Below are 26,101 nucleotides of genomic sequence, written 5' to 3' on the forward strand. Positions count from 1 at the left end.
CGCAGTTTTGAAAAGGATTCATCATGGCAGAGGCGTTGCGCGTCGCAATCGCGGGGCTAGGCACAGTGGGCGCAGGGGTCATCAAGCTGATCGACACCAACCGCGCCCTGATTGAGCGTCGGGCCGGTCGTCCTATTCAGATTACCGCCGTGTCCGCGCGCAACAAGGCCAAGGACCGGGGCGTCGATCTGACGCGCTTTGCCTGGGAAGATGATCCCGTCGCCCTCGCCGTCCGCAATGATGTCGATATCGTCGTCGAACTGATGGGCGGTTCGGAAGGCAGTGCGCTCGATCTCACCCGCGCCGCCCTTGCCCATGGCAAGATTGTCGTCACCGCCAATAAGGCGATGCTCGCGCATCATGGCCTTGAATTGGCCGAGGCCGCCGAGGCCAAGCACCTGCCGCTCAAATATGAAGCGGCGGTGGCCGGGGGCATTCCGATCATCAAGGGCATTCGCGAGGGTGCGGCGGCCAATGAAATCGCGCAAGTGTTCGGCATTTTAAACGGCACCTGCAATTATATCCTGACCACGATGGAGGCCGAAGGCCGCGACTTTGCCGATGTGCTGGCCGAGGCGCAGGCGCTTGGCTATGCCGAGGCCGATCCGAGCTTTGACATCGACGGCGTCGATGCCGCGCACAAGCTCGCGATTCTCGCATCGCTCGCGTTCGGGACCAAGCTCGATTTCGGCGCGATGGCGATCACCGGCATCCGCCATGTGATGGCCGCCGACATCAAGGAAGCCCGCGATATGGGCTATCGCGTCCGCCTGATCGGCATGGGCGAAGTCACGCCGACTGGCCTGTTCCAGCGCGTCCACCCGTGCCTTGTGCCGCTCAGCCACCCGCTCGCCAATGTGTCCGGCTCATTGAACGCGGTTGAAGCCGTCGGCAATTTCGTCGGTCGCCTGTTCTTTGAAGGACGCGGCGCAGGCGAAGGCCCGACCGCATCCGCCGTGGTCGCCGATCTGATCGACATCGCACGCGGCGAAAAGGCCCCGGTTTTCGGCATGCCCGTCGCGGCATTGACGGCGATGGCCGCCGCCGATGCGGGCGCGCGCGAAGGCCGCGCCTATATCCGCTTCACCGTGGCCGATCGCCCCGGCGTGCTGGCGGAAATCGCGACGGCGATGCGCGATTCCGGCGTGTCGATCGAATCGATGGTCCAGCACAGCGCCGCCGAAGATGGTTCGGTCGAACTCGTGCTGGTCACCCATCGTTGCATGGAACGCAAGGTGACGGATGCGCTCAACCGGCTCAAGGGATCGGACAATCTCGTTGCCGAACCAATGCTGATGCATATTCTTGATCTGTAACTTTCTGGCTCGACCTATAACGTCTTGGCCGCATTGGCCTGTATCGACTTTCGCCTGCCCTTCGCGTATCGGGCAGCGAAAGTTTAAGAATAATCGAGGTATAAGATGACTGAATCGACGAACGCTCTCGACCGCGTGTTGGTGCTTGAAATGGTCCGCGTGACCGAAGCCGCCGCCATCGCCGCCTCTACTTTGGTCGGTCGTGGCGATGAAAAGGCCGCCGATCACGCCGCTGTCGAAGCGATGCGCGCCGCGCTCAACGAACTCGAAATCGACGGCACCGTGGTGATCGGCGAAGGCGAGCGCGACGAAGCCCCGATGCTGTACATCGGCGAAAAAGTCGGCTGCGCGCAAGGCACCGGCCCCGGCATCGACATTGCGCTCGATCCGCTGGAAGGCACAACGCTCACCGCCAAGGCGATGCCGAATGCGCTCGCGGTGCTGGCGATTGCCGAAAAGGGCAATCTGTTGAACGCGCCGGACGTTTACATGGACAAGCTGGCCGTTGGTCCGGGCTATCCGGCGGGCGTGATCGATCTCAACCTGTCACCGACTGAAAACGTCAATCGCGTGGCCGCCGCCAAGGGCGTGCAGCCGAATCAAATCATCGTTTGCGTGCTGGATCGCCCGCGCCATGAAAAGCTGATCGCCGAATTGCGCGCTATCGGTTGTGGCATCATGCTGATCCCGGATGGCGATGTCGCTGGCGTGATCGCGGTCACCAATCCGGATACGACGATCGACATTTACATGGGTTCGGGCGGCGCGCCGGAAGGCGTGTTGGCGGCGGCGGCGCTGCGTTGCGTCGGCGGTCAGTTCCAGGGTCGTTTGCTGTTCCGCAATGATGATGAAAAAGATCGCGCCTATAAATGGGGCGTGACCGATCTCAATCGCGTGTATCAATTGGAAGAACTCGCCAGCGGCGATGTGATCTTCGCAGCAACCGGCGTGACCGATGGTTCGTTGCTGGCAGGCGTGAAGCGTCGCAAAGACGGCATCATGACGACCGAAAGCGTCGTGATGCGCGCCTCTTCCGGCACGATCCGCTGGGTCAAGGGCGAACATCGCCTCTGACCATTTCGGCTACCAAGCTGCATGAAAAAACCGGCGGGCCGCAAGGCCTTGCCGGTTTTTTCTTGAGTTTAAAATGTGGCGGGCAAGAGATAGCGATCATCCTCGATCCGGATCAGGACCCGGCCATCCGACTTCTTAGTCGATATAGCCGGAAATGCGCCATCTGCGGCAATGATGCCCTGCCCGTCTTGTAAGATTCGCAGCCGTCGAAAGCCGCCATCCGGGTGATTCAAGGTCAGGACGTGTCTCACCAGATCATAGCCGCAACTATCGGTAAACTGCGTGGCGAAGGCCAAGGCACACGCCATATTTGATGTTGGCTCTATTTGCACCGCCGATTTCCCGGCAGGGCCGCAGGCCGCCAGCCAGATCATAGTCCCCAACATCAATGACACACGCCTACGCATCAACCGCACCCTTCCCGCCTCTTTATCAGCCTATTGATATAGCGTGAAAAACTTTCCGGCATAGCCCGTAACTGCGCCTGCCCCATAATCGCACAGCCCCGCATTTGCGCCGCAAGATACGTTATCGCGAGATGTCGACACCGGCATGTGATATGGATAAAGAGCCTGTCTGCGCTGCCCAAGCGCCCAAAGATGAATTATCGGAGCTGACTCAATGCCTGTCTATCGTTCGAGAACCTCCACGCATGGCCGTAACATGGCGGGCGCACGCGGGCTCTGGCGCGCCACGGGCATGAAAGACGGCGATTTCGGCAAGCCGATCATCGCCGTGGTCAACAGCTTCACCCAATTCGTCCCCGGCCATGTCCATTTGAAGGATCTGGGCCAGATGGTCGCGCGCGAAATCGAAGCGGCGGGCGGCGTCGCCAAGGAATTCAACACCATCGCTGTCGATGATGGTATCGCCATGGGCCATGACGGCATGCTCTACAGCCTGCCATCGCGCGATCTGATCGCCGATAGCGTCGAATATATGGTCAACGCCCATTGCGCCGATGCGATGGTCTGCATTTCGAACTGCGACAAGATTACGCCCGGCATGTTGATGGCCGCATTGCGGATCAACATCCCGGTGGTGTTCGTCTCCGGTGGCCCGATGGAAGCCGGCAAGGTCATTTTGAAGGGCAAGGAACATGCGCTCGACCTCGTCGATGCGATGGTCGCTGCCGCTGATGAGTCGGTCTCGGATGAGGATGTCGCGGCGATTGAACGTTCGGCCTGCCCGACCTGCGGCTCCTGCTCCGGCATGTTCACCGCCAATTCGATGAACTGCCTGACAGAGGCGCTGGGCCTGTCGTTGCCGGGCAATGGCTCGGTGCTTGCCACCCATGCCGACCGCAAGGAATTGTTCCTGCGCGCCGGGCGAGTGGTCGTCGATCTGTGCCGCCGTTATTATGAACAGGATGATGCGAGCGTCCTGCCGCGCGCCATCGCGAGCTTTGGTGCATTTGAAAATGCGATGTCATTGGATATCGCGATGGGCGGTTCAACCAATACCGTGTTGCATCTGCTCGCCGCCGCGCATGAGGCCGAGGTCGATTTCACGATGGCGGACATTGATCGCCTGTCGCGCCGGGTCCCGGTCCTGTCCAAGGTCGCGCCCGCCAAATCCGATGTGCATATGGAAGACGTCCATCGCGCGGGCGGCATCATGTCGATCCTTGGCCAATTGGACCGCGCCGGTCTGCTCAACACCGACCTGCCGACCGTGCATAGCCCGTCGCTTGGCCATGCCTTGAATGATTGGGACATCAGCCGGACCGAGAGCGAAGTTGTCCGCAATTTCTACCTCGCCGCACCGGGCGGCGTGCCGACGCAGGTGGCGTTCAGCCAGAACCGGCGGTGGGAATCGCTCGATCTCGACCGCGAAGCCGGGGTTATCCGTTCCGCCGATCATGCGTTCAGCAAGGATGGCGGGCTGGCGGTCTTGTCCGGCAATCTCGCGGTCGATGGCTGCATCGTGAAAACCGCCGGGGTGGATGACAGCATTCTCGTCTTTTCCGGCCCGGCCTGTGTGTTTGAAAGCCAGGATGCGGCGGTGGCCGGGATTCTCACCGGTCAGGTCAAATCGGGCGATGTCGTCGTCATCCGCTATGAAGGCCCGCGTGGCGGCCCCGGCATGCAGGAAATGCTCTATCCGACCAGCTATATCAAATCCAAGGGTCTGGGCGCGGCCTGCGCCTTGATCACCGACGGACGTTTTTCGGGCGGCACATCGGGTCTGTCCATCGGCCATGTCTCGCCGGAAGCAGCGGAAGGCGGCCTGATCGCCTTGGTCGAAAATGGCGATATGATTGAAATCGACATTCCCAACCGGACGATCAACCTCGCGGTATCGGATGCCGATCTGGCGGCGCGTCGTTTGGCGATGGAAGAGCGCGGCGAGGCCGCATGGCACCCCGCCAAGCCGCGTCCGCGCAAGGTGTCGGTCGCGTTGCAGGCCTATGCCGCGATGACCACCAGCGCCGCACGCGGCGCGGTGCGCGACCTCAGCCAGCTCAAATTGCGGAAATAAGATGAACTGGATCGCCGGATCAACAGGTCCGGCGATCTATCCCAACCGGTCGCGGCACTGGCGAATAACCGGCAACAGCAATTGCGACATGCGCTCGATGCCCGCCGCATCGGCCAATAGGTCCTGACGAATTTCCAGACCGAGATAAGGGATATTATTGCCCTCGCCATGACGGTTCATGGTCGAATTGAGCAATTTCCCCGAATAGGGCAGTTGATCCCCGGTCATCACCCCTGCCGCCTCCAGCAACGGAATGGCGATCCGCGCCGCGCGATCATCGTCATTATACAGCACCCCGATTTCCCATGGCCGCGCCTCATCGGGTCTGGTCGCCAATTGGGGGGTGAAGCTATGGACCGAGACAAGCAAGGAAGGCCGGATTTCATCGATCAATATGGCAAGGCTCTCGTGATAGGGCTCCCAATATCGCGCCAACCGCGCCTGCCGCTCTGCTGGCGTCAAATCGATATTGCCCGCAATATGCACTCCATCCGAAACAGATGGAATTAACCCCGGCGCGTCTTCCTCGCGATTAAGGTCGATCACGAGGCGGGACACATGGCCAAGATGCGCCGGTGCTTCAAACGCATCGGCCAGTGCGGTCGCCAATTCAGCCACGCCAATATCCCACGCGATATGCGTGTCCAGCGCACCATGCGGCACGCCAAGATCGATGTCATCGGGTATGTGGCGAGAAGCGTGATCGGCAACGAAAATCATATGCGTTTCTTTAGGCGATGCCGGGAAAACTGTCATGCCCGATTTTCCGTCCGCCTAGGCCAAATGTCACGCCATCCGCCCTTATGCAGGAAATGCTTGATATATCACCATTATGGCGCATCTTTATCGTGCGAATCGGTGATTCCGTGTGTTGCATATGCGTTGGAAATATAAAATGCACTTCGGCCTTACTGCATTCGCTCGTTCACAATGAGGAGGGAGCGCAGGTGGGCACCAGTTTCAGCTATGCGCAAAAATTCATCGACAGCAGTCGTTGCGCGACCGATCTCGATACGCTGAACAATCTGCTGGAAGCCGCATGTTTCGACATGGGCTTCGATAATTACGCACTGATTCAGCATATCGATGTCGAACGAAAGGCAGGCGGTGCGATCTGGTTGCAAAACTATCCCGATTGTTGGGCAGATCTGTTCGTGCGCCGGAAAATGTTCAAGGATGATCCGATCCTGCTGGCCAGCCAGAATAGCCTGACCGGCTTTCGCTGGGACGAAATCGATCGATTCATTACCGTCAACAATCGCCATCGCAACATATTGGCCGCTGCGGCGCGCGAGGGACTGGGCAATGGCTATACCATTCCCGCCCATATTCCGGGTGAGGTTAATGGCTCATGCAACTTCGCCGTGCGCACAGGCCGCGATATGCCGATCAAGGCATTGCCCGTCGCGCATCTGATCGGCAGCTATGCTTTTGAGGCCGGTCGCCGCATCTTGCAGGAAGAACGGCTGGCAGAACGCCATCGCTGCGCCCTCACCCAACGCCAGCTTGATTGCGTCCTCCTGCTCGGGCGCGGGAAATCTGATTGGGAAATCGCACGCATATTGGGCCTGAAAGAAGATACCGTCACCGAATATATCGATAATGCGCGGCGCACCTATCAAGTGGACCGGCGGGTGCAATTACTGATCCGTGCCGTATTTGACGGCCATCTCGAACTGGCCGACCTGTTGTAAAAAGGACCGATGGGGCGTGAATATGACAAGATGGTGATAATGGCCTTCCCTTCGAGTGCGCAAATGCATTATTGGCGCGATCATGGCGCGTAAACCAACTCGAAGTGATGACTGGGGCTTCCCCCGCTGGCGCAGCTATGGCAGCGAGCGGGGCGCAACCAAGGTTCGCATGTGCGACCGTTACGGTTGCGGTTCGCGCGGCGATTGCCCGGCCCCCAAAGCGCCCAACAACCCCGCGCGTTGGTATTTCTGCGAGCCCCATGCCGCAGAATATAATCGCAACTGGGATTATTTTCAGGGACTTACCCCGGAAGAAGCCGCCGAGCGCGAGGCGCAGGAACGCCGCGATGCCAATGCCTATGGGGAATCGAAATTCTATGGCTGGGGCGGTTCCGGCGATGGTAGCCGATCACGCGACGAGATGATCGCGCTCGAAATTCTTGAATTGTCGAGCGATTCCAACTTTGAAGAGGCCAAGCTCGCATGGCGACGGATCGCGAAACTGTGCCATCCGGATGTCGCCCCGAATGACCCGGCGGCATCGCTGAAATTCCAGCAGGCGCAGGCCGCTTATGATGTCTTGCGCGTGGCCGAAGAACGGCGCGAGGCGATGAACAATTTGATGCCCGAAGATTTCGAGGGCGACTGAATCCTAGCCTCTCTGATGCGCCGCCTTTAGCTGATAAATCAGGTCCAGCGCCTCACGCGGGCTGAGTTGATCCGGCGACACCTCTTCCAGTAACGACCGCAACGGATCGCTTTCCTCTGGCTCGGGCGCCACCAATGCGGCGAACAAGGGCAGATCATCCAGCCCCGCCGCCAGCCCGCCGGTCGCCGCGCGTCCCGCCTCTAGCTTCGCCAGCACCGATTTCGCCCGCGCCACCACAGGTGCAGGCAGGCCCGCCAATCGCGCGACCGCCAGACCATAGCTGCGATCCGCCGGACCGTCCGCCAGTTCATGCAGCAAGACGAGATCGCCCTTATGCTCCCGCGCCCGCACATGATGGAGCGACAGGCTATCCAGCGTTTCCGCGAGCCGGGTCAGTTCATGATAATGGGTGGCAAACAGGCAGCGCGCGCGATTGACCTCATGCACCGCCTCGACCACCGCCCATGCAATCGCCAGCCCGTCATAGGTCGATGTACCGCGCCCGACCTCATCGAGAATAACGAGGCTCTGCGGTGTCGCTTGTGACAGAATGGCGGCGGTTTCGACCATCTCGACCATGAAGGTCGACCGCCCCTTGGCGAGATTATCCGACGCGCCCACGCGCGAGAACAGCCGGTCGACCACCCCCAGATGCGCCGATTGGGCAGGCACGAAACTGCCCGCCTGTGCCAACACGGCGATCAGCGCATTCTGGCGGAGAAAGGTCGATTTACCGCCCATGTTTGGCCCCGTCACCAGCCACAGCCGCGATGGATCGCCCAAGGCGACATCATTGGCGACAAAGCGCGCGCCCGATTGTGCGATGGCGCGTTCGACCACCGGATGCCGCCCGGCCTCAACCGTGAAAATCGGCTCTTGTGTCATCATTGGCCGGCACCAGCCGCCCTGCGCCGCCCCTTCCGCCAAGGCCGATGCGACATCGAGCCGGGCGAGCGCATCCGCCGTCGCCGCAATCATTGCGGCGCGGCGCAAGGCCTGATCGGTCAGTTCCTCCAGATGCGCGGCCTCTGCCGACACCGCATGGGAACCGCTTTGCACGACGCGCATCGCTTCTTCATGCAATTCGGGCGCATTGAAGCGGACCACCCCGGCCAAGGTCTGGCGATGGGTGAAGCCGCTATCCGCTGCCATCAACGGATCGGCGTTCTTGGCCGACACTTCGATATGATAGCCAAGGACATTGTTATGGCGGATTTTCAGCGCCGCGATGCCGGTGCGGTCACGATATTGCTGCTCCAGCACCGCAATCGCGCGTCGCCCGTCGCTGCCTGCGCTCCGCAGCGCATCAAGCGCCGGGTCATAGCCCTCGGCAATATAACCGCCATGCGCCGCATCCAATGGCGGCTCGGCCACCAAGGCCCGCGCCAACAGGTCGATCAGTTCACCATGGCCGATGAGACTTGGCAATAATCCCGCCAATAAGGGCGGCAATATCAGGTCGCGCGGTGCGCGCAATCGCCCATGCAGCCGCGCCGCAAGATCCAGCCCATCGCGAATCTGGGCAAGGTCGCGCGGCCCGCCCCGGCCCGCCGCCAGCCTGCCCGCCGCCCGGCCCATATCCGGCATTGAGCGCAAAGCCCCGCGCAATTCGGCGCGGATCAGGGAGTCCTCGACAAACCAGCCGACCAGATCCAGCCGGTCGTCAATCTCGCCTTGCTGCATCAACGGGGCCGACACATCCGCCTGCAATTGCCGTGCGCCTGCACCCGTCACGGTAAAATCAATCGCGTCCAACAGGCTGCCGCGCCGCTCGCCCGTGCTGGATCGGACCAGTTCCAGACTTTCGCGCGTCGCCGCGTCGATCAGCATGCGATCATGTGCCTGACGGCTGGATGGCGGTGCAAGCCATGGCAAACGCCCTTGGCCTGCGCGATCAAGATACGCGAGCAGCCCGCCCGCCGCCGCCAATGCGGGCCGGTCGAACTGGCCAAAACCATCGAGCGTCGCCACCCCATGCATTTGCAGCAGCGTCTCTTCGGCCACCCGGCTATCGAAACGGCGACGATCCTGACGGGTCAGCACCACGCCCGATAAAATGCCCTCCAGCGCATCGAGTTCCAATTGGTCCGGCAGGATCACCTCCGCCGCCTGCAACCGCGCCAATTCTGCCGGGACCAGATGTTCACCGACCGTCATCAATTCCAGCCGCCCGGTCGAAATATCCGCCGCCGCCACGCCCCATAGCCCCGCGACCGGACAGGCCGCGACCAGCCAATTGGCGCTGCGCGAATCAAGCAGCGCGTCCTCGGTCAGCGTCCCCGCCGTCACCACCCGCACAATCGCGCGCGCGACCAATGATTTGGACCCGCGCAATTTCGCCTCTGCCGGGGTTTCCGTTTGCTCGGCAATGGCAACGCGATGCCCGCCCTTGATCAACCGCGCGAGATAGCCTTCCGCGCTATGCGCCGGGACGCCGCACATCGGCACGCCATCGCCACGACTGGTGAGCGCAATATCCAGACACGCTGCCGCCGCGACCGCATCATCGAAGAATAATTCGAAAAAATCGCCCATGCGGTAGAACAGCAGACAGTCTGCCGCCTGTGCCTTGAGCGTGTGATATTGCGCCATCATGGGCGTTTGCGGGGCGGATGCAGGAATGGCCGTCTTGGTCATGTCGGTTGCTATAGTCGAACGTCCCGTCTTCGCCAAACCCCTGCCGTAATTGAGTTGATTTCACGCTTTATATACGGAAAACCGTTGCGAAGCCCTTGCCGTTCGCGTTCGGAAAGCGCATGGGAATGCGCGACTGATGTCATTGACTGACTAATATTACTGATAGTGCGGAGATTGAAGAATGAGCAAGGACTCCAACGTGCAGTTTTCTGAACGCGAGGCCCTTCTCTATCATAGCCATGGTCGCCCCGGTAAAATCGAGATCATCGCCTCCAAGCCGATGTCGACCCAGCGCGACCTGTCACTCGCCTATTCACCGGGTGTTGCCGTCCCCGTCCGCGCCATCGCAGAAAATCCCGACCGCGCCTATGATTATACCGCCAAGGGTAATCTCGTCGCGGTGATCACCAACGGCACCGCCATCCTCGGTCTCGGCAATCTCGGCGCGCTTGCATCGAAGCCGGTGATGGAGGGCAAGTCGGTCCTGTTCAAACGCTTTGCCGATGTGGATTCGATCGATATCGAACTCGCGACCGAAGATCCCGATGCGTTCATCAACGCCGTCGCCCTGATGGAGCCGACCTTTGGCGGCATCAACCTTGAAGACATCAAGGCGCCCGAATGCTTTTATATCGAACAGGCATTGAAAGAGCGGATGAATATCCCGGTCATGCATGATGACCAGCATGGCACCGCGATCATTGCCGCTGCCGGCCTCATCAACGCCGTCCATCTGACGGGCCGTTCGATGAAAGACCTGAAGGTCGTCGTGAATGGCGCGGGCGCGGCGTCGATTGCCTGCACCGAATTGGTCAAGGCCTTGGGCGTGCCTAATGATCAGGTCATCATGTGTGATTCCAAGGGCGTGATCTATCAAGGCCGCACCGAGGGCATGAACCAGTGGAAATCGGCCCATGCGACCATCACCGATGCGCGCTCACTCGATGATGCGATGCGCGGCGCAGACGTCTTCCTCGGCCTGTCGGTCGCGGGCGCGGTGACGCAGGAAATGGTCAAGAACATGGCCGACAAGCCAATCATCTTCGCCATGGCAAACCCGGACCCGGAAATCACCCCGCCGGATGCACTCGCCGTCCGCCCGGATGCAATTGTGGCGACGGGCCGGTCGGATTATCCCAATCAGGTCAACAACGTCCTCGGCTTCCCGTTCATTTTCCGGGGTGCGCTCGATGTCCGCGCGACCTGCATCAACGAGGAAATGAAGGTCGCCGCCGCCCGTGCGCTGGCCGATCTCGCCCGCCAGCAGGTGCCGGAAGAAGTCGCCGCAGCCTATGGCGGCAAGACCCCGACCTTTGGCCCCGCCTATATCATTCCCGCGCCATTCGATCCGCGCCTGATGGAAATCGTGCCTGCCGCCGTGGCCAAGGCCGCGATGGATACTGGCGTCGCCCGTAAGCCGATCATGGATATGGACGAATATCGCGCCACCTTGCGAGGCCGGATGAACCCGACCACCTCCGTCCTGACCCTCGCTTATGAGGCCGCGCGCGCCCATCCGAAACGGGTGCTGTTTGCCGAAGCCGAAGAAGAAGTCGTGCTGCGCGCCGCCATCGCCTTCCGTGAGGGCGGCTGTGGCATTCCCGTGCTGCTGGGGCGTGACGAAGTGCTCGACAAGCTCAAGGCGCTGGGCATCGACGATCCCGAGGGCTTCGAATTGCAGAACAGTCGGCGTTCGCCACTGGTCGCGGAAATGACCGACCGGCTCTATGAACGCCTGCAACGCCGCGGCTATACCCGGCGCGATTGCGACCGCATGGTCAAGAACGACCGCAACATCTTCGGGTCATTGTTCCTTGAAATGGGCCATGCCGATGTGATGATCACGGGCGTGACCCGCACCTATTCGCAGACCATGCGCGAAGTGCGCCGCGTGCTTGATCCGGCGCCGGGTCGTTTCCCGTTCGGCATTCATGTGCTGGTCGGCAAAAACCACACGGTGTTCATGGCCGATACGACCGTCAATGAAAGCCTGACGGCGGAAATGCTGGCCGATATCGCCGAACAGACCGCTGCGGTGGCGCGGCGCATGGGCCATGAACCCCGCGTCGCCTTTTTGTCCTATTCCACCTTCGGCAATCCCGAAGGTAGCTGGCTCGATGAAATCCGCGAGGCCGTCTCGATCCTCGATCTGCGTCAACCGACCTTCGAATATGAAGGCGAAATGGCGCCGGACGTTGCGCTCAATCCGATCATGCAGAAAAATTACCCGTTCAGCCGCCTCACCGGCCCGGCCAATGTGCTGGTCATGCCGGGGCTGCAATCGGCCAATCTCTCAGCCAAGCTGCTGCGCGAACTCGGCGGCGATCTGGTGATCGGCCCGATGCTGGTCGGCATGGAGCATGCGGTGCAGATCGCGCCGATGGTCACCAATGCATCGGAATTGGTGACGCTGGCTGTGCTGGCCGCAGGCGGCATCGCAAAGTAACCTTATGCCCCATGGCGATGATCTTCATCGCCATGGGGTGAAACCCGTGCGGCGCTGGAGCATTTCCAAGCGGTGATGCGTCCGCATCTCAGCCGCTTGGCATTATGGGGAGAAACTCAGCTATTTCGCGACGTTCTCCCCCTCGCCATCCGCGAATATCGCTGCTATCAGTTCGGCCATGAGCGATGTAATCGACCCGCCAGCCGGCACCCCAGATCAACAAGATCCCTTCAATCAGATCATCGACGCGCCATTTGATAGCGCGTTGTCCGATCGCTATCTGGTCTATGCGCTCTCCACCATTACCGCCCGTTCGCTGCCCGATTTGCGCGATGGGTTGAAGCCGGTCCACCGCCGCTTGCTCTGGGCGATGCGCCTGCTCAAGCTGGACCCGGCCTCCGGCTATAAGAAATGCGCCCGCGTCGTCGGCGATGTCATCGGTAAATATCACCCGCATGGCGACCAGTCGGTTTACGACGCGATGGTCCGCCTCGCGCAGAGCTTTTCGCTGCGTTACCCCTTGGTCGATGGTCAGGGCAATTTCGGCAATGTCGACGGCGATAATGCGGCGGCGATGCGCTATACCGAGGCGCGGCTGACGGCGGCGGCGAATGAATTGATGCTCGGCCTTGATGAAGGCACGGTCAATTTCCGCCCGACCTATAATGGCGAAGAAGAAGAGCCGGAAATCTTCCCCGGCCTGTTTCCCAATCTCCTCGCCAATGGCGCAAGCGGCATCGCCGTCGGCATGGCGACCTCGATTCCCCCGCATAATGTCGCGGAACTGATCGACGCCTGCAATCTGCTGATCGACCAACCACAGGCCGATAATGCCGCGCTGATGCAATATGTGCTTGGCCCCGATCTGCCGACCGGCGGGATCTTGGTCGATAGCCCCGCGAGCATCGCCGAGGCCTATGCCACCGGGCGCGGCGCATTTCGCGTGCGGTCGCGCTGGCATGTTGAAGATCAGGGCCGTGGCACATGGCAGATGGTCATCACCGAAATCCCGTATCAGGTGCAGAAATCCAAGCTGATCGAAGCCATTGCGATCCTGATCAACGACAAAAAACTGCCGATCCTCGCCGATGTCCGCGATGAATCGGATGAGGAAATCCGCATCGTGCTGGAACCGCGCAGCCGGTCGGTCGAGCCGGATATGCTGGCGGAAAGCCTGTTCAAGCTGACCGAATTGGAAGTCCGCGTCTCGCTCAATCTGAACGTCCTCGATGCCAAGCGCACGCCCCGCGTGATGAGCCTTCGGGAAGTGTTGAGCGAATGGCTGGACCATCAGATTCATGTGCTGGTCCGCCGTTCCGAACATCGGCTGGCGAAGATCGACGATCGGCTAGAACTGCTCGCGGGCTATATCATTGCGTTCCTCAATCTTGATCGCGTAATCCAGATCATCCGCGAGGAAGACGAGCCAAAACCGATCATGTCCGCCGAATTCGGCCTGACCGATCGCCAAGCCGAAGCCATTCTCAACATGCGCTTGCGGAGCCTGCGCAAGCTGGAAGAAATGGAGCTGGTCCGCGAACGCGACAAGCTGGAAAAAGAGCGCGAGGAACTGGTCAAGCTGATCGAAAGCCCCGCCCGCCAGCGCACCCGCCTGAAGCGCGACCTCGCAAAATTGCGTGAGACCTATGGCCCGGAAACCGCGCTCGGCAAACGCCGCACCAGCGTAGCCGAGGCTGCGCCGACCCGTGACATTCCGTTGGAAGCGATGATCGAAAAGGAACCGATCACCGTCATCATGTCGCAACGCGGATGGATTCGTGCGATGAAGGGCCATGGCGACCTTGGCCATGCCGATGCGATGAAATTCAAGGAAGGCGATGGCCCCGCCTTTGCATTCCACGCGCAAACCACCGATAAATTGCTGCTCGCCTGCGAAAATGGCCGTTTCTATACGCTGGCGGCGGATCGCCTGCCGGGCGGGCGCGGCTTTGGTGAGCCGGTCAAGCTGATGGTCGACATCGAGGGCGAGGCCGCGATTGTCGCCTTGTTCCCGGCGGCGCGCTCTCCCCGCCTGTTGCTCGCATCCTCCGATGGGCGTGGCTTTGTCGCGCAAACAAGCGAATTGATCGCCGAAACCCGCAAGGGCAAACAGGTCGTCAATCTCAAGGGTGATGCGGCCCTCAAGATCGTACAGCCGATCCAGCCGGAGGATGATTATGTCGCGGTCATCGGCGAAAATCGCAAACTCGTCGTATTCCCCTTGGACGAATTGCCGGAAATGACGCGCGGCCAAGGCGTGGCGCTGCAAAAATATCGCGATGGCGGCCTGTCCGATGCCAAATCCATCCGCTTTGCCGATGGGTTGAGTTGGCCGATGGGCGGCGAACAGGGGCGCACGAGGACGGAAGAAGACCTGACCCCATGGCGCGTCGCGCGCGGGGCCGCAGGCCGGATGCCGCCGATGGGCTTCCCCCGCGACAATCGGTTTTAAGTAAGGAACCAGCAAGATGAAGACCCGCGCCGCCGTTGCTTTTGAGGCGAAAAAACCCCTCGAAATCGTCGAGGTCGATCTTGAAGGGCCACGCGCGGGCGAAGTGCTGGTCGAAATCATGGCGACCGGCATCTGCCATACCGATGCCTATACGCTCGACGGGTTGGACAGCGAGGGCATCTTCCCCTCGATTCTCGGCCATGAAGGCGCAGGCATTGTCCGCGAGGTCGGCCCGGGCGTCACTTCGGTCAAGCCGGGCGATCATGTCATCCCGCTCTACACCCCGGAATGCCGCCAATGTAAGTCATGTCTGTCGGGCAAGACCAACCTGTGCACCGCGATCCGCGCAACACAGGGCAAAGGCTTAATGCCCGATGGCACCACGCGCTTTTCCTATAAGGGACAGCCGATCTTCCATTATATGGGCTGTTCGACCTTTTCGAATTTCACCGTCCTCCCGGAAATCGCGGTCGCGAAAATCCGCGAAGACGCGCCGTTCGACAAGGCTTGCTACATCGGCTGCGGAGTCACCACCGGCGTTGGCGCAGTGACCAAGACCGCCAAGGTCGAACCGGGTGCGAATGTCATCGTCTTTGGGCTGGGCGGCATTGGTCTCAACGTCATTCAGGGCGCGCGCCTCGTCGGTGCGGATATGATCGTCGGCGTCGACATCAATGACGACAAGGCCGAATGGGGCAAACGCTTTGGCATGACCCATTTCGTGAACCCGTTGAAAGTGCAAGGCGATATCGTCCAGCATCTGGTCGAACTCACCAATGGTGGGGCCGATTATACCTTTGATTGCACCGGCAACACCGATGTGATGCGCACTGCCTTGGAGGCCTGCCATCGTGGCTGGGGCGTTTCCACCGTGATCGGTGTGGCGGAAGCGGGCAAGGAAATCTCCACCCGCCCGTTTCAGTTGGTCACGGGTCGCGTCTGGCAAGGCTCGGCCTTTGGCGGGGCCAAGGGGCGCACCGATGTGCCGAAAATCGTCGATTGGTATATGAACGGCAAGATCGAGATCGATCCGATGATCACCCATGTGCTGAAATTGGAAGACATCAACAAGGGCTTCGACCTGATGCATGAGGGCAAGTCGATCCGCTCGGTCGTGATATTCTGATCCCCCAATCAACAACAAAGAGAGGATAATCATGTTCACCCATATCTGCGTCAGCGCGCGCGACCTTGATGAATCGCAGAAATTCTATGATGCGACCCTCACACCTTTGGGCATCGACAATATGGGCCGCCTTGGCGAACGGATGCAGGGCTATTCGACCCCGACCGGGCGGCTGCTGGTGACGATCCCGGCCAATGGCGAACCGGCGACCGCTGCCAATGGAGGGACCATCGGCTTTGTCGCGCCAAGCGCCGAAGCCGTGGACGCATTCCACGCCGCTGGCCTTGCCAATGGCGGCACTTGCGAAGGCGCGCCCGGCCCACGCGCTGGCGCAGGCGGCGCCTATGGCGCCTATCTGCGCGACCCTGTCGGCAACAAGATCTGCGCTTTCCACGGCTTGTGGTAATATTACAGTATTAATTCAGGGGTGCAGGCCATATCGCCTGCACCTCCTGCGGCCCAAGACATCGACCCGGACGCATAATTTCCTTCCCAAAACGGCCCCTGATCCGCTAGGGAGCGCGCAACCTCATATATTCTATTGATCCGGAGTCCGACCGAATGGCCGTCCAGTATAGTTACGTCATGAAGGGTCTGACCAAGACCTTCCCCGGCGCGCAAAAGCCGGTGCTCAACAACATCAACCTGCAATTCCTGCCCGGCACCAAGATCGCCATCATCGGCGTGAACGGCGCGGGTAAGTCCACGCTCATGAAGATCATGGCCGGCTATGACACCGAATATACCGGTGAAGCCTGGGCCGGTGAAGGCGTGCGCGTTGGCTATCTCGCGCAGGAGCCGAAGCTCGACCTGACCAAGACGGTCAAGGAAAACGTCATGGACGGCGTGCGCGACGTTGCCGACATGATGGATCGCTTCAACGAAATTTCGAACATCATGGCCGACCCGCCCGAAGATGCGGATTTCGATGCCCTGTTGGAAGAAATGGGCACGTTGCAGGAAAAGATCGACGCCGTGGACGGCTGGACGCTCGACAACCAGCTCGAAATCGCGATGGAAGCCTTGCGCTGCCCACCGGGCGATTGGGCCGTCGATAATCTGTCCGGCGGTGAAAAGCGCCGAATCGCCTTGTGCCGCTTGTTGCTGGAAAAGCCGGAAATCCTGCTGCTCGATGAACCGACCAACCATTTGGACGCGGAATCGGTCGCTTGGCTGGAACAGCATCTGATCAACTATGCCGGTAACGTCATTCTCGTCACCCACGATCGCTACTTCCTCGACAATGTCGTGGGCTGGGTGCTTGAAATCGACCGTGGCCGCGGCCTGCCGTTCGAAGGCAATTATTCGCAATGGCTCGAAGCCAAGGCCAAGCGCCTCGATCAGGAAGATCGCGAAGAAGCCGGTCGTCAAAAGGCGATCCGCGAAGAACTCGACTGGATTCGCCAATCGCCCAAGGCCCGCCAGACCAAGTCCAAGGCGCGTATCAAGGCGTTCGATGAACTGGTTGAAAAGCAGGCAGATCGTCGCCCCGGCGCATCGCAGATTCTGATCCAGATCCCGGCCCGTCTCGGCGGCAAGGTGATCGAGGCGCATAATCTGACCAAATCCTATGGCGATAAATTGCTGTTCGAAGATCTGAGCTTCACCCTTCCCCCCGGCGGCATCGTCGGCGTGATCGGGCCGAACGGCGCGGGTAAATCGACTCTGTTCAAGCTCATCACCGGCCATGAAAAGCCGGACAGCGGCACGATCGAAGTCGGCGACACCGTCAAGCTCGGCTATGTCGATCAGTCGCGCGATGCGCTCGACCCGAACCATAATGTCTGGGAAGAAATTTCCGGCGGCAATGAACGCTTCTATTTCGGCAAGCATGAAGTCCAGACCCGCGCTTATTGCGGCGCGTTCAACTTCAAGGGCGTCGATCAGCAAAAGAAGGTCGGCCAGCTTTCGGGCGGTGAACGCAACCGCGTCCACATGGCCAAGATGCTGGTACAGGGCGGCAATGTGCTGCTGCTCGATGAACCGACCAACGATCTTGATGTCGAAACCCTGCGCGCCCTCGAAGACGCGCTCGAAAACTTCGCGGGCTGCGCCGTGGTCATCAGCCACGATCGCTTCTTCCTCGATCGTCTGGCAACCCATATCCTCGCCTTTGAAGGCGATAGCCATGTCGAATGGTTCGAAGGCAATTTCGAGGCCTATGAAGAAGACAAGCGCCGTCGCCTCGGCGATGCGGCGGACCGCCCGACCCGCCTCGCTTATAAAAAGCTGACGCGCTAAAAATGCTAGAAGTCACTGCCTTTGTCTGGATGTGGAATCCGGGCAAGGGCAGTTGGCATTTCCTGACGATCCCGCCTGAACAGGCCGTCGAGATCAAACTGCAAAGCGTGGGCATGCGTGGCGGTTTCGGGTCGGTCAAAGTGTCCGTCCAGATCGGCCAGACCCGCTGGCAGACCTCGGTATTTCCGGACCGTAAAACCGGCGGCTATATCCTCCCGATCAAGGCCGATGTCCGCCGCCGCGAAGATATAGCGGCAGGCGATGAAGTGACCCTCACCCTCGACCTCGCCTAATCCGCCCTCCCCATTGCGCTTGTGAAATGCCGCGTTACAACACGGGCAGATTCACAGGGAGGCATCATATATGCAGTTCAAGCGTCTCGGCAAAAGCGCCATCAACGTTTCCGATATTTGCATGGGAACGATGAGCTTCGGCAGTCAAGCCGATGAAGCCATGGCCTTTCGCATCATGGACATGGCTTATGATGCCGGGATCAACTTTTTCGACACGGCGGAAATGTACCCCGTCCCCGTCCACGCCCGTTATGTCGGCCTGACCGAGGACATCGTCGGGCGCTGGCTGAAAACCAAGAACCGCGATTCCATCATTCTCGCCACCAAGGTTGCGGGGCCGAGCCATATCTGGATCAACGCGCCATTGCGGGGCGAAATGACCGCGCTCGACCGCCACAATATCACCCGCGCGGTTGAGGGGTCGCTCAGCAAGCTCGGCACAGATTATATCGATTTGTACCAGACCCATTGGCCGGACCCGGACGCGCCGCAAGATGAGATCATGGACACGCTCGACGAACTGGTGCGCGCGGGCAAAGTTCGGATTACCGGATGTTCCAATGAAAATAGCTGGGGCCTGATGAAAAGCCTCGCGACCGCCGAACGTCTCGGCACCGCGCGGTATCAGACGATCCAGAATAATTTCAGCCTCAACAATCGCCGGTTCGAAGATGAACTCGCGAATATCTGCCGCCGCGAAGGGGTGAGCCTCATCCCCTATTCGCCGATTGCAGGCGGGGTATTATCGGGCAAATATCAAGGCGGCGCATGGCCCAAAGATGGCCGCTTCACCGCCTATCAAGGCCTCGCGCCGCGCCAGCAGGCAATGGCCAATCGCTTCGTCAACGAACGGACATTGGCTTCAACCGAACGCTTTATGGCAATCGCGCAAGACGCGGGCCTATCGCCCGTCACCCTTGCTGTCGCATGGTCGAAGCAACATGATTTCGTCGCCTCCACAATTGTGGGGGCCACCCATGTCGATCAGATGCCGGAAATCCTCGCCGCAGCCGATGTCATTCTGCCACAGGATGTGCTGACCGCGATTGATGCGGTGTCGAAGGACATCCGCTATCCGATGGGATGAGGCCAGCGATCAACGCTGGCCGCCCACTTTGACAGAGGTCAGCGTTTGCGAAACGCATCCTCGATCGAGCAAAAAAGCAAAACCACCGCAAAGGCAGCGGCTGTCACTACCGGCACAATCACGCCGGTCTGCATCAGTTCAGGTGTCATGATATCTCTCCACTACGCGCCCTCTTGCGATGATGGCGCTGACGCGGAGAATATTGCCGAAGAGCTTAAGGCAAGGCTTTGATTTAGATCAAGAACGCATGAGCGCTTCAGCTAGATTCACGCCAAATGACAGCTTGATAACGCCGTAACAAATAAGGGCGCAGGAATAATCCCGCGCCCCTCGATTGTCAGCGATCCGGGGCGACCGCCCCGGATCAAACCTTACTCCGCAGCGACACCTGCCGCCGCGAACATGTCGACTTCCGGCACTTCGGCCATTTCCTGCACGACATCATTGTTCGGCTTGGCCGATTTGCGGCGGTCGAAGCTGTCCCAGACATCGTTCCAAGTGCCACGCGTAGCCGCCTTGGAATATTCGGTGGCGCGGGTTTCGAAGAAATTGGCATGTTCGACGCCGTTCAACAGCGGCGCGAGCCAAGGCAGCGGATGGTCGTCGATCATGTAGATCGGCTGGAACCCAAGCTGGCCCAAACGCCAATCCGCGATATAGCGGATGTACTTCTTGATTTCCTTCGGGTTCATGCCCGGCACCGGCCCTTGTTCAAACGCGAGGTCGATGAACGCATCTTCCAGACGCACCGTCTTCTGGCAGCAGTCCATAATGTCTTCCTTGACCGCTTTGGTCAGGCAGTCGCGTTCCTTGACGAACGCATGGAACAGCTTGGTAATGCCTTCACAATGCAGCGATTCATCGCGGATCGACCAAGTGACGATCTGGCCCATGCCCTTCATCTTGTTGAAGCGCGGGAAGTTCATCAGCATCGCGAACGATGCGAACAACTGCAAACCTTCGGTAAAGCCGCCGAACATCGCCAATGTGCGGGCGATGTCTTCGTCGGTATCAACGCCGAAGGTGCTCAGATAATCATGCTTGTCCTTCATTTCCTTATATTGAAGGAACATGCCATATTCGCTTTCGGGCATGCCGATAGTGTCGAGCAAATGGCTGTACGCGGCGATATGGACCGTTTCCATGTTGGAAAATGCCGCAAGCATCATCTTCACTTCGGTCGGCTTGAACACCCGGCCATAATTTTCATGATAGCAATTCTGCACCTCGACATCCGCCTGGGTGAAGAAGCGGAAAATCTGGGTCAGCAGATTGCGTTCATGATCGGTCAGCTTTTGCGCCCAGTCGCGGCAATCCTCGCCCAGCGGCACTTCCTCTGGCATCCAGTGGATCTGCTGCTGACGTTTCCAGAAATCATAAGCCCATGGATATTCGAAGGGCTTGTACTGGGTGCGGGCTTCGAGAAGGGACATGGCGGCTATTCCTACTTATCAACTGGATGTCATCAATGCCCAACCAGACATTGAAAATGGGTGCGAGGATGCCCGTTATCAAGCATCCTCAAACAACCCTTAAGCGTACTGACTGAAACGGACGGACTGAGCGTTATTGGCCAAGATTACTGACAGGCCAGACACTCATCATAATCCTTCACCTCAACTTCAATCTGTTTGAGGTCGATCGTGTTGTCGGCCTCTACCCCGCCCGCAAAACCGGCGCGCTGCACCGATTTGGACCGCAGATAATAAAGCGACTTGATCCCCAATTCCCATGCGCGGAAATGGAGCATCAGCAAATCCCATTTCTCCACATCCGCCGGGATGAACAGGTTCAGCGACTGCGCCTGATCGATATAGGGCGTGCGGTCGGCCGCGAGTTCGATCAGCCAACGCTGGTCGATTTCAAAGCTGGTCTTGAACACGTCCTTTTCCTCATGGGTGAGGAAATCGAGATGCTGCACCGAACCACCCTGTTCGAGAATCGAATTCCAGACATTGTCCGAATTCTTCGATTTCTCCATCAACAGTTTTTCCAGATACGGGTTGCGGATCGAGAAAGAGCCGGACAGTGTCTTATGGGTATAGATATTGGCCGGGATCGGTTCGATGCACGCCGAGGTGCCGCCGCAGATGATCGAAATCGACGCGGTCGGGGCAATCGCCATCTTGCACGAAAAACGCTCCATCACGCCCATATCGGCGGCATCCGGGCACGGCCCGCGCTCTTTCGCGAGCAGCATCGACGCTTCCGATGCCTTGGCGCTGACATGGCGGAATATGCGCATGTTCCACGATTTGGCCATCGCGCCTTCGAACGGAATGCTGCGCGCCTGCAAGAAGCTGTGGAAGCCCATGACGCCAAGGCCGACCGAACGTTCACGACCGGCCGAATATTTGGCGCGCGCCATTTCCGGCGGGGCGCGATCGATATAATCGGTCAGGACATTGTCGAGGAAGCGCATGACATCCTCAATGAACTGCTTGTCGCCGTTCCAATCATCCCATGTTTCAAGGTTCACCGACGACAGGCAGCACACGGCTGTCCGATCATTGCCGAGATGGTCGCGACCGGTCGGCAACGTGATTTCCGAACACAGGTTGGAGGTCGAAACCTTCAGCCCCAGATCGCGGTGATGCTTGGGCATCGCGTTGTTCACATGGTCGGAGAACACGATATAGGGCTCGCCCGTTTGCAGACGGGTTTCGACCAATTTCTGGAACAAGGAACGCGCATCGACCGTGGCGCGGACCGAGCCGTCCTTCGGCGAGGTGAGATTCCATTCCTTGCCGTCGCGCACCGCTTCCATAAAGGCATCGGTCAACAGCACGCCATGGTGCAGGTTAAGCGCCTTGCGGTTGAAATCGCCCGATGGCTTGCGAATTTCGAGGAATTCCTCGATTTCCGGGTGCGAAATATCAAGATAGCATGCCGCCGAACCGCGACGCAGCGAACCTTGCGAAATCGCCAGCGTCAGCGAATCCATCACGCGAACGAACGGAATGATGCCCGAGGTCTTGCCATTCAGGCCGACCGGTTCACCAATGCCACGCACCGAACCCCAATAGGTGCCGATGCCGCCGCCCCGGCTCGCGAGCCAGACATTTTCATTCCATGTATCGACAATGCCGTTCAGGCTGTCATCGACCGAGTTGAGATAGCAGCTGATCGGTAGGCCACGGCCTGTGCCGCCATTGGACAATACCGGCGTTGCGGGCATGAACCACAGCTTCGAAATATAATCATAGACGCGCTGGGCATGTTCGGCATCATCCGCATAAGCCGACGCCACGCGCGCAAACAGGTCCTGATAGGACTCGCCCGGCAGCAAATAGCGATCGATCAATGTTTCCTTGCCAAAGTCGGTCAGCAACGCATCACGCTCGCGATCGAGCACGAGCGTAAAGCGCGGGGTCAACACCTTCGACGAATCAAGCTGATCGCCGCCTGTTGGACCATGACTTGCCACATCCCCAGTCATCACTGTTTCCGTGCCTGCCAAATCCATTCTCCTGACCCCCTTAGCCGCTAATAAACATGGTGAACGCTTACCCCCGCCAAAACCGGCCAACAGCACCGGACACCGGTCGTCGACCCCAAGCAATGTTCTGCTTGTGTTCTAGCGTAACGCGCCCATCATGTCCAACATGATTCACATTGCCGACAGGGGTGAAAACCACCTTATTATTTGCGATTCACAGCCAGATTGCCGATTGACAAACGCCTGAAGCTATGACTGACCCACACAGGCCCGACCACAAAGTTTGGGGTGCCGCCCCCTGAACGACACCACCTATAGTGTCCGAATTATATTTCGGCGCAAGAGGGTATTTTAAAATTTTACCACCAGCTTGGTGCTAATCACCCTTTACGCGGCCAATTGTGCGGCATTGCCGCGATCGGCTGTTTGTTGAATATCGTCACCGCCAGCTGCATGACAACTAAACCTAGTCAGCCCTTGACCTGCGGGCTAAAGGAACAGTCATGTCTGACACCCCGGCCCCGCCCTTTATACAATCGCCCGTTTTCGGCGGATTACCCCATGGTTTCTTCGGGCGCCAAGGGGGCGTTTCGACCGGCCAATATGCCAGTCTGAACATTGGTCCCGGTTCGGACGATGTGCCAGCCGACATCGCAGAGAATCGCCACAGGATTCGCGAAGCGATTCTCCCCGGCGGCGAGTTGGTCACCCTCTACCAAATCCACAGCGCCGATGTGGTGACTGTCACCGCCCCCATTGCCCATGATGCCCGGCCAGAGGCGGATGCGCTGGTGACGAATACACCGGGGCTGTTGCTCGGCATCCTCACCGCCGATTGCGTGCCGGTGCTGTTCGCCGATCTGGACGCGGGCGTGATCGGTGCAGCCCATGCCGGATGGAAAGGCGCGATCCACGGCGTGACGGATAACACCATCGCCGCGATGGAGGCTTTGGGCGCAGACCGCAGCCGCATCGTCGCGGCACTTGGCCCCTGTATTGCGCGCGCCAGCTATGAAGTGTCGGATGCCTTCGCCCTCCCGTTTCTCGAACAGAACCCGGCGCATGAGCAATTCTTCACCGATGCACGGCGCAAGGGCCATTTGATGTTCGACATCGCGGGCTATGTACTGGCGCGGCTTGCGGCAGCGGGCATTCGCAAGGCCGAATGGGTCGGGATCGACACCTGCGCCGATGAACAGGGTTACTTCTCCTATCGCCGATCCACCTTGCGTGGCGAGCCGGGCTATGGCCGACAAATGTCGGTTATCGGCCTGCCCGTTACAGGTTGAGCGCATGAACACCGCCACCACACTCCAGACGCGCATCCTGCCTTTTAGTGATGAGAACATCGCCGAGGCCGCTCGGCTGATCGCCAAGGGCATGGTCGTCGCGATCCCGACCGAGACCGTCTATGGCCTTGCCGGGGACGCCCAAAATGGTGAGGCGGTGGCGCGTATCTATGAGGCCAAGGGACGCCCCGGCTTCAACCCGCTCATCGTCCATGTGCCGGACCTTGCCCATGCCGAACGTCTGGCGGTGTTCGATGACCGCGCCCGTGCGCTTGCCAATGCCTTCTGGCCCGGCGCATTGACCATGGTACTGCCGGTGCGTGGCGATAGCGGCCTGTCCTCCTTGGTCACCGCAGGGCTAGACACCGTCGCGATCCGGGTGCCGGCGCACCGTGCGATGCGGGCATTGCTTACTGCCGCAGACCGCCCGCTTGCCGCACCCAGCGCCAATGCCTCTGGCCGGATCAGCCCGACCCGCGCCGATCATGTCGCGCTCAGCCTGACAGGCCGCATCCCGCTCATCATTGATGACAATGCGACCGGGCTGGGGCTGGAATCGACGATCATCTCTTTTGGCCCGGATGACATTCACCTGCTCCGCCCCGGCCCGATCACGGCACAAGCCTTAACGGCGGCGTCCCATTTGCCCGTCACCGAGCGCCGCCATGATGAGGCGATCACCGCCCCCGGCCAGTTGCTCAGCCATTATGCGCCGTCCAAGCCTGTGCGGCTGAACGTCACCTCGCCCGCTCCGGATGAATATCTGATCGGCTTTGGCGCAGTTGCGGGCGATGCGAGCCTGTCGGTGGATGGCGACCTTACCCAAGCCGCCGCCAATCTGTTCGATCTGCTGCACCGGGCCGATGCCGCGCCAAAGCCTCGTATCGCCATTGCGCCGATCACGGATGAAGGTCTCGGCCTCGCGATCAACGACCGGCTGCGTCGCGCGGCGCATCAAGAATGATTGAAAGCAGGCGCTTCTAGCGCTAGAGGCCCACCCAATATCTTCATCGCTTTTGGAGCAACATGCACATGCCAACGCTCGTCCTTATCCGCCACGGCCAATCCTCCTGGAATCTGGAAAATCGCTTCACCGGTTGGTGGGATGTGGACGTGACCGAATTGGGCGTTGCCGAAGCCCGCGCCGCAGGCCAGTTGATGCGCGACAAGGGATTGGATTTCGATAGCTGCTTCACCAGCTTCCAGACCCGCGCGATCAAGACGCTCAACATTGCGTTGGAAGAAATGGGCCGTTTGTGGCTGCCGGTCGAAAAGGACTGGCGCTTGAACGAACGCCATTATGGCGGGCTGACCGGCCTCAACAAAGCGGAAACCGCCGCCAAGCATGGCGATGATCAGGTCAAGATCTGGCGTCGTTCGTTCGATGTGCCGCCGCCCCCGCTGGAGGCTGGCAGCGAATTCGATCTGTCGACCGACCGCCGTTATGCCGGAATCGACATTCCCAACACCGAAAGCCTGAAAGACACCATCGCCCGTGTGCTCCCTTATTGGGAAGCCCGCATCGCGCCGGAACTGAAAGCGGGCAAGCGCGTGCTGATCTCCGCCCATGGAAATTCGCTGCGCGCCTTGGTCAAGCATCTGTCCAACATCCCGGACGATGAGATCACCGGCCTCGAAATCCCGACCGGCCAGCCGATCGTGTACCAGCTCGACGACAATCTCAACGCGCTGGATCGTTATTATTTGAACGAGCGGTAAAGACTTCTGTTTTGAGCCTCAAACGCCGGGCGGCGGCATCCGCCGCCTTGGCTTCCTCGCAATAAGCTCGGGCGGCCGTTCGGCCTTGCGGCGGCGATGCCGCCGTTTGGTCGTGCCGTCCTCACGCAAGCCCAATTGCCAATCCCCCCGCTGCCGGT

The 26,101-nt window shown here is 59.7% G+C and carries 20 protein-coding genes; 15 read left to right on the forward strand and 5 right to left on the reverse strand.

Features of this window, described 5'->3' with window-relative positions; translation table 11 throughout:
* Positions 1–23: 23 nt before the first annotated feature.
* Both K6117_RS02005 and glpX read left to right on the forward strand, forming a co-directional pair.
* On the forward strand, positions 24–1,316 hold the full coding sequence (locus tag K6117_RS02005; protein ID WP_221792090.1) for a homoserine dehydrogenase: 1,293 nt from the start codon (positions 24–26) through the stop codon (positions 1,314–1,316).
* Positions 1,317–1,421: 105 nt separating this feature from the next.
* Positions 1,422–2,390, forward strand: coding sequence for a class II fructose-bisphosphatase (gene glpX / locus K6117_RS02010; protein ID WP_221792091.1), 969 nt, complete (start codon positions 1,422–1,424; stop codon positions 2,388–2,390).
* Positions 2,391–2,458: 68 nt separating this feature from the next.
* Here glpX and K6117_RS02015 read toward each other — a convergent pair whose 3' ends face one another.
* Positions 2,459–2,797 carry a hypothetical protein gene (locus K6117_RS02015; protein WP_221792092.1) on the reverse strand — a complete coding sequence of 113 codons (339 nt, stop codon included), beginning with the start codon at positions 2,795–2,797 and terminating at the stop codon, positions 2,459–2,461.
* Positions 2,798–3,011: 214 nt separating this feature from the next.
* Here K6117_RS02015 and ilvD point away from each other — a divergent pair, with 214 nt between their 5' ends.
* Positions 3,012–4,871 carry a dihydroxy-acid dehydratase gene (ilvD, locus tag K6117_RS02020; protein WP_221792093.1) on the forward strand — a complete coding sequence of 620 codons (1,860 nt, stop codon included), beginning with the start codon at positions 3,012–3,014 and terminating at the stop codon, positions 4,869–4,871.
* A gap of 36 nt (positions 4,872–4,907) precedes the next feature.
* Here ilvD and K6117_RS02025 read toward each other — a convergent pair whose 3' ends face one another.
* The gene (locus K6117_RS02025) at positions 4,908–5,627 is read right to left on the reverse strand and encodes an N-formylglutamate amidohydrolase (RefSeq protein ID WP_221792094.1); all 720 of its coding nucleotides are present in this window, start codon (positions 5,625–5,627) and stop codon (positions 4,908–4,910) included.
* Positions 5,628–5,818: 191 nt separating this feature from the next.
* Between K6117_RS02025 and K6117_RS02030 the strand changes: the two genes are divergently transcribed.
* Together K6117_RS02030 and K6117_RS02035 are read left to right on the forward strand one after the other, a co-directional pair.
* Positions 5,819–6,565 carry a helix-turn-helix transcriptional regulator gene (locus tag K6117_RS02030; protein ID WP_221792095.1) on the forward strand — a complete coding sequence of 249 codons (747 nt, stop codon included), beginning with the start codon at positions 5,819–5,821 and terminating at the stop codon, positions 6,563–6,565.
* Between the two features lie 82 nt (positions 6,566–6,647).
* Complete coding sequence (locus tag K6117_RS02035; RefSeq protein ID WP_221792096.1) at positions 6,648–7,214, forward strand: J domain-containing protein; 567 nt, start codon at positions 6,648–6,650, stop codon at positions 7,212–7,214.
* 3 nt (positions 7,215–7,217) lie between these two features.
* On the opposite strand, the gene mutS is transcribed toward K6117_RS02035, so the two are convergent.
* Positions 7,218–9,851 (reverse strand): DNA mismatch repair protein MutS, encoded by a 2,634-nt coding sequence (gene mutS / locus K6117_RS02040; protein ID WP_246604758.1) that lies wholly within the window; start codon positions 9,849–9,851, stop codon positions 7,218–7,220.
* 181 nt (positions 9,852–10,032) lie between these two features.
* Here mutS and K6117_RS02045 point away from each other — a divergent pair, with 181 nt between their 5' ends.
* The 7 genes from K6117_RS02045 to K6117_RS02075 all read left to right on the forward strand — a co-directional run bounded on the left by K6117_RS02045 (position 10,033) and on the right by K6117_RS02075 (position 19,496).
* Complete coding sequence (locus K6117_RS02045; RefSeq protein ID WP_221792097.1) at positions 10,033–12,297, forward strand: NADP-dependent malic enzyme; 2,265 nt, start codon at positions 10,033–10,035, stop codon at positions 12,295–12,297.
* Positions 12,298–12,475: 178 nt separating this feature from the next.
* Positions 12,476–14,749: a DNA topoisomerase IV subunit A gene (gene parC, locus K6117_RS02050; RefSeq protein WP_221792098.1), complete on the forward strand. Its 2,274-nt coding sequence runs from the start codon at positions 12,476–12,478 to the stop codon at positions 14,747–14,749.
* A gap of 16 nt (positions 14,750–14,765) precedes the next feature.
* The gene (locus K6117_RS02055; RefSeq protein WP_221792099.1) at positions 14,766–15,875 is read left to right on the forward strand and encodes an S-(hydroxymethyl)glutathione dehydrogenase/class III alcohol dehydrogenase; all 1,110 of its coding nucleotides are present in this window, start codon (positions 14,766–14,768) and stop codon (positions 15,873–15,875) included.
* 31 nt (positions 15,876–15,906) lie between these two features.
* Positions 15,907–16,281 (forward strand): VOC family protein, encoded by a 375-nt coding sequence (locus K6117_RS02060; RefSeq protein ID WP_221792100.1) that lies wholly within the window; start codon positions 15,907–15,909, stop codon positions 16,279–16,281.
* A gap of 155 nt (positions 16,282–16,436) precedes the next feature.
* Entirely contained in the window at positions 16,437–18,116 is a 1,680-nt protein-coding gene (gene ettA, locus K6117_RS02065; protein ID WP_221792101.1) for an energy-dependent translational throttle protein EttA, read from the forward strand.
* Positions 18,117–18,118: 2 nt separating this feature from the next.
* Positions 18,119–18,409, forward strand: a complete 291-nt coding sequence (locus K6117_RS02070; protein WP_221792102.1) for a DUF1905 domain-containing protein — start codon at positions 18,119–18,121, stop codon at positions 18,407–18,409.
* A 70-nt stretch (positions 18,410–18,479) separates the two neighbouring features.
* Positions 18,480–19,496, forward strand: coding sequence for an aldo/keto reductase (locus K6117_RS02075; protein ID WP_221792103.1), 1,017 nt, complete (start codon positions 18,480–18,482; stop codon positions 19,494–19,496).
* Positions 19,497–19,867: 371 nt separating this feature from the next.
* Here K6117_RS02075 and K6117_RS02080 read toward each other — a convergent pair whose 3' ends face one another.
* Both K6117_RS02080 and K6117_RS02085 read right to left on the reverse strand, forming a co-directional pair.
* Positions 19,868–20,929, reverse strand: coding sequence for a ribonucleotide-diphosphate reductase subunit beta (locus K6117_RS02080; RefSeq protein WP_221792104.1), 1,062 nt, complete (start codon positions 20,927–20,929; stop codon positions 19,868–19,870).
* 146 nt (positions 20,930–21,075) lie between these two features.
* A complete protein-coding gene (locus K6117_RS02085; RefSeq protein WP_246604854.1) occupies positions 21,076–22,935 on the reverse strand; it encodes a ribonucleoside-diphosphate reductase subunit alpha in 1,860 nt (619 codons plus the stop codon).
* 503 nt (positions 22,936–23,438) lie between these two features.
* Between K6117_RS02085 and pgeF the strand changes: the two genes are divergently transcribed.
* From pgeF to gpmA, 3 genes are all read left to right on the forward strand, one after another.
* On the forward strand, positions 23,439–24,224 hold the full coding sequence (gene pgeF, locus K6117_RS02090; protein ID WP_221792106.1) for a peptidoglycan editing factor PgeF: 786 nt from the start codon (positions 23,439–23,441) through the stop codon (positions 24,222–24,224).
* Between the two features lie 4 nt (positions 24,225–24,228).
* The gene (locus K6117_RS02095) at positions 24,229–25,188 is read left to right on the forward strand and encodes an L-threonylcarbamoyladenylate synthase (RefSeq protein WP_221792107.1); all 960 of its coding nucleotides are present in this window, start codon (positions 24,229–24,231) and stop codon (positions 25,186–25,188) included.
* Between the two features lie 68 nt (positions 25,189–25,256).
* The gene (gpmA, locus tag K6117_RS02100; protein ID WP_221792108.1) at positions 25,257–25,943 is read left to right on the forward strand and encodes a 2,3-diphosphoglycerate-dependent phosphoglycerate mutase; all 687 of its coding nucleotides are present in this window, start codon (positions 25,257–25,259) and stop codon (positions 25,941–25,943) included.
* Positions 25,944–26,101 lie beyond the last annotated feature (158 nt).

Source organism: Alteraquisediminimonas sediminicola, from assembly GCF_019740335.1.
GTDB lineage: Bacteria > Pseudomonadota > Alphaproteobacteria > Sphingomonadales > Sphingomonadaceae > Alteraquisediminimonas > Alteraquisediminimonas sediminicola.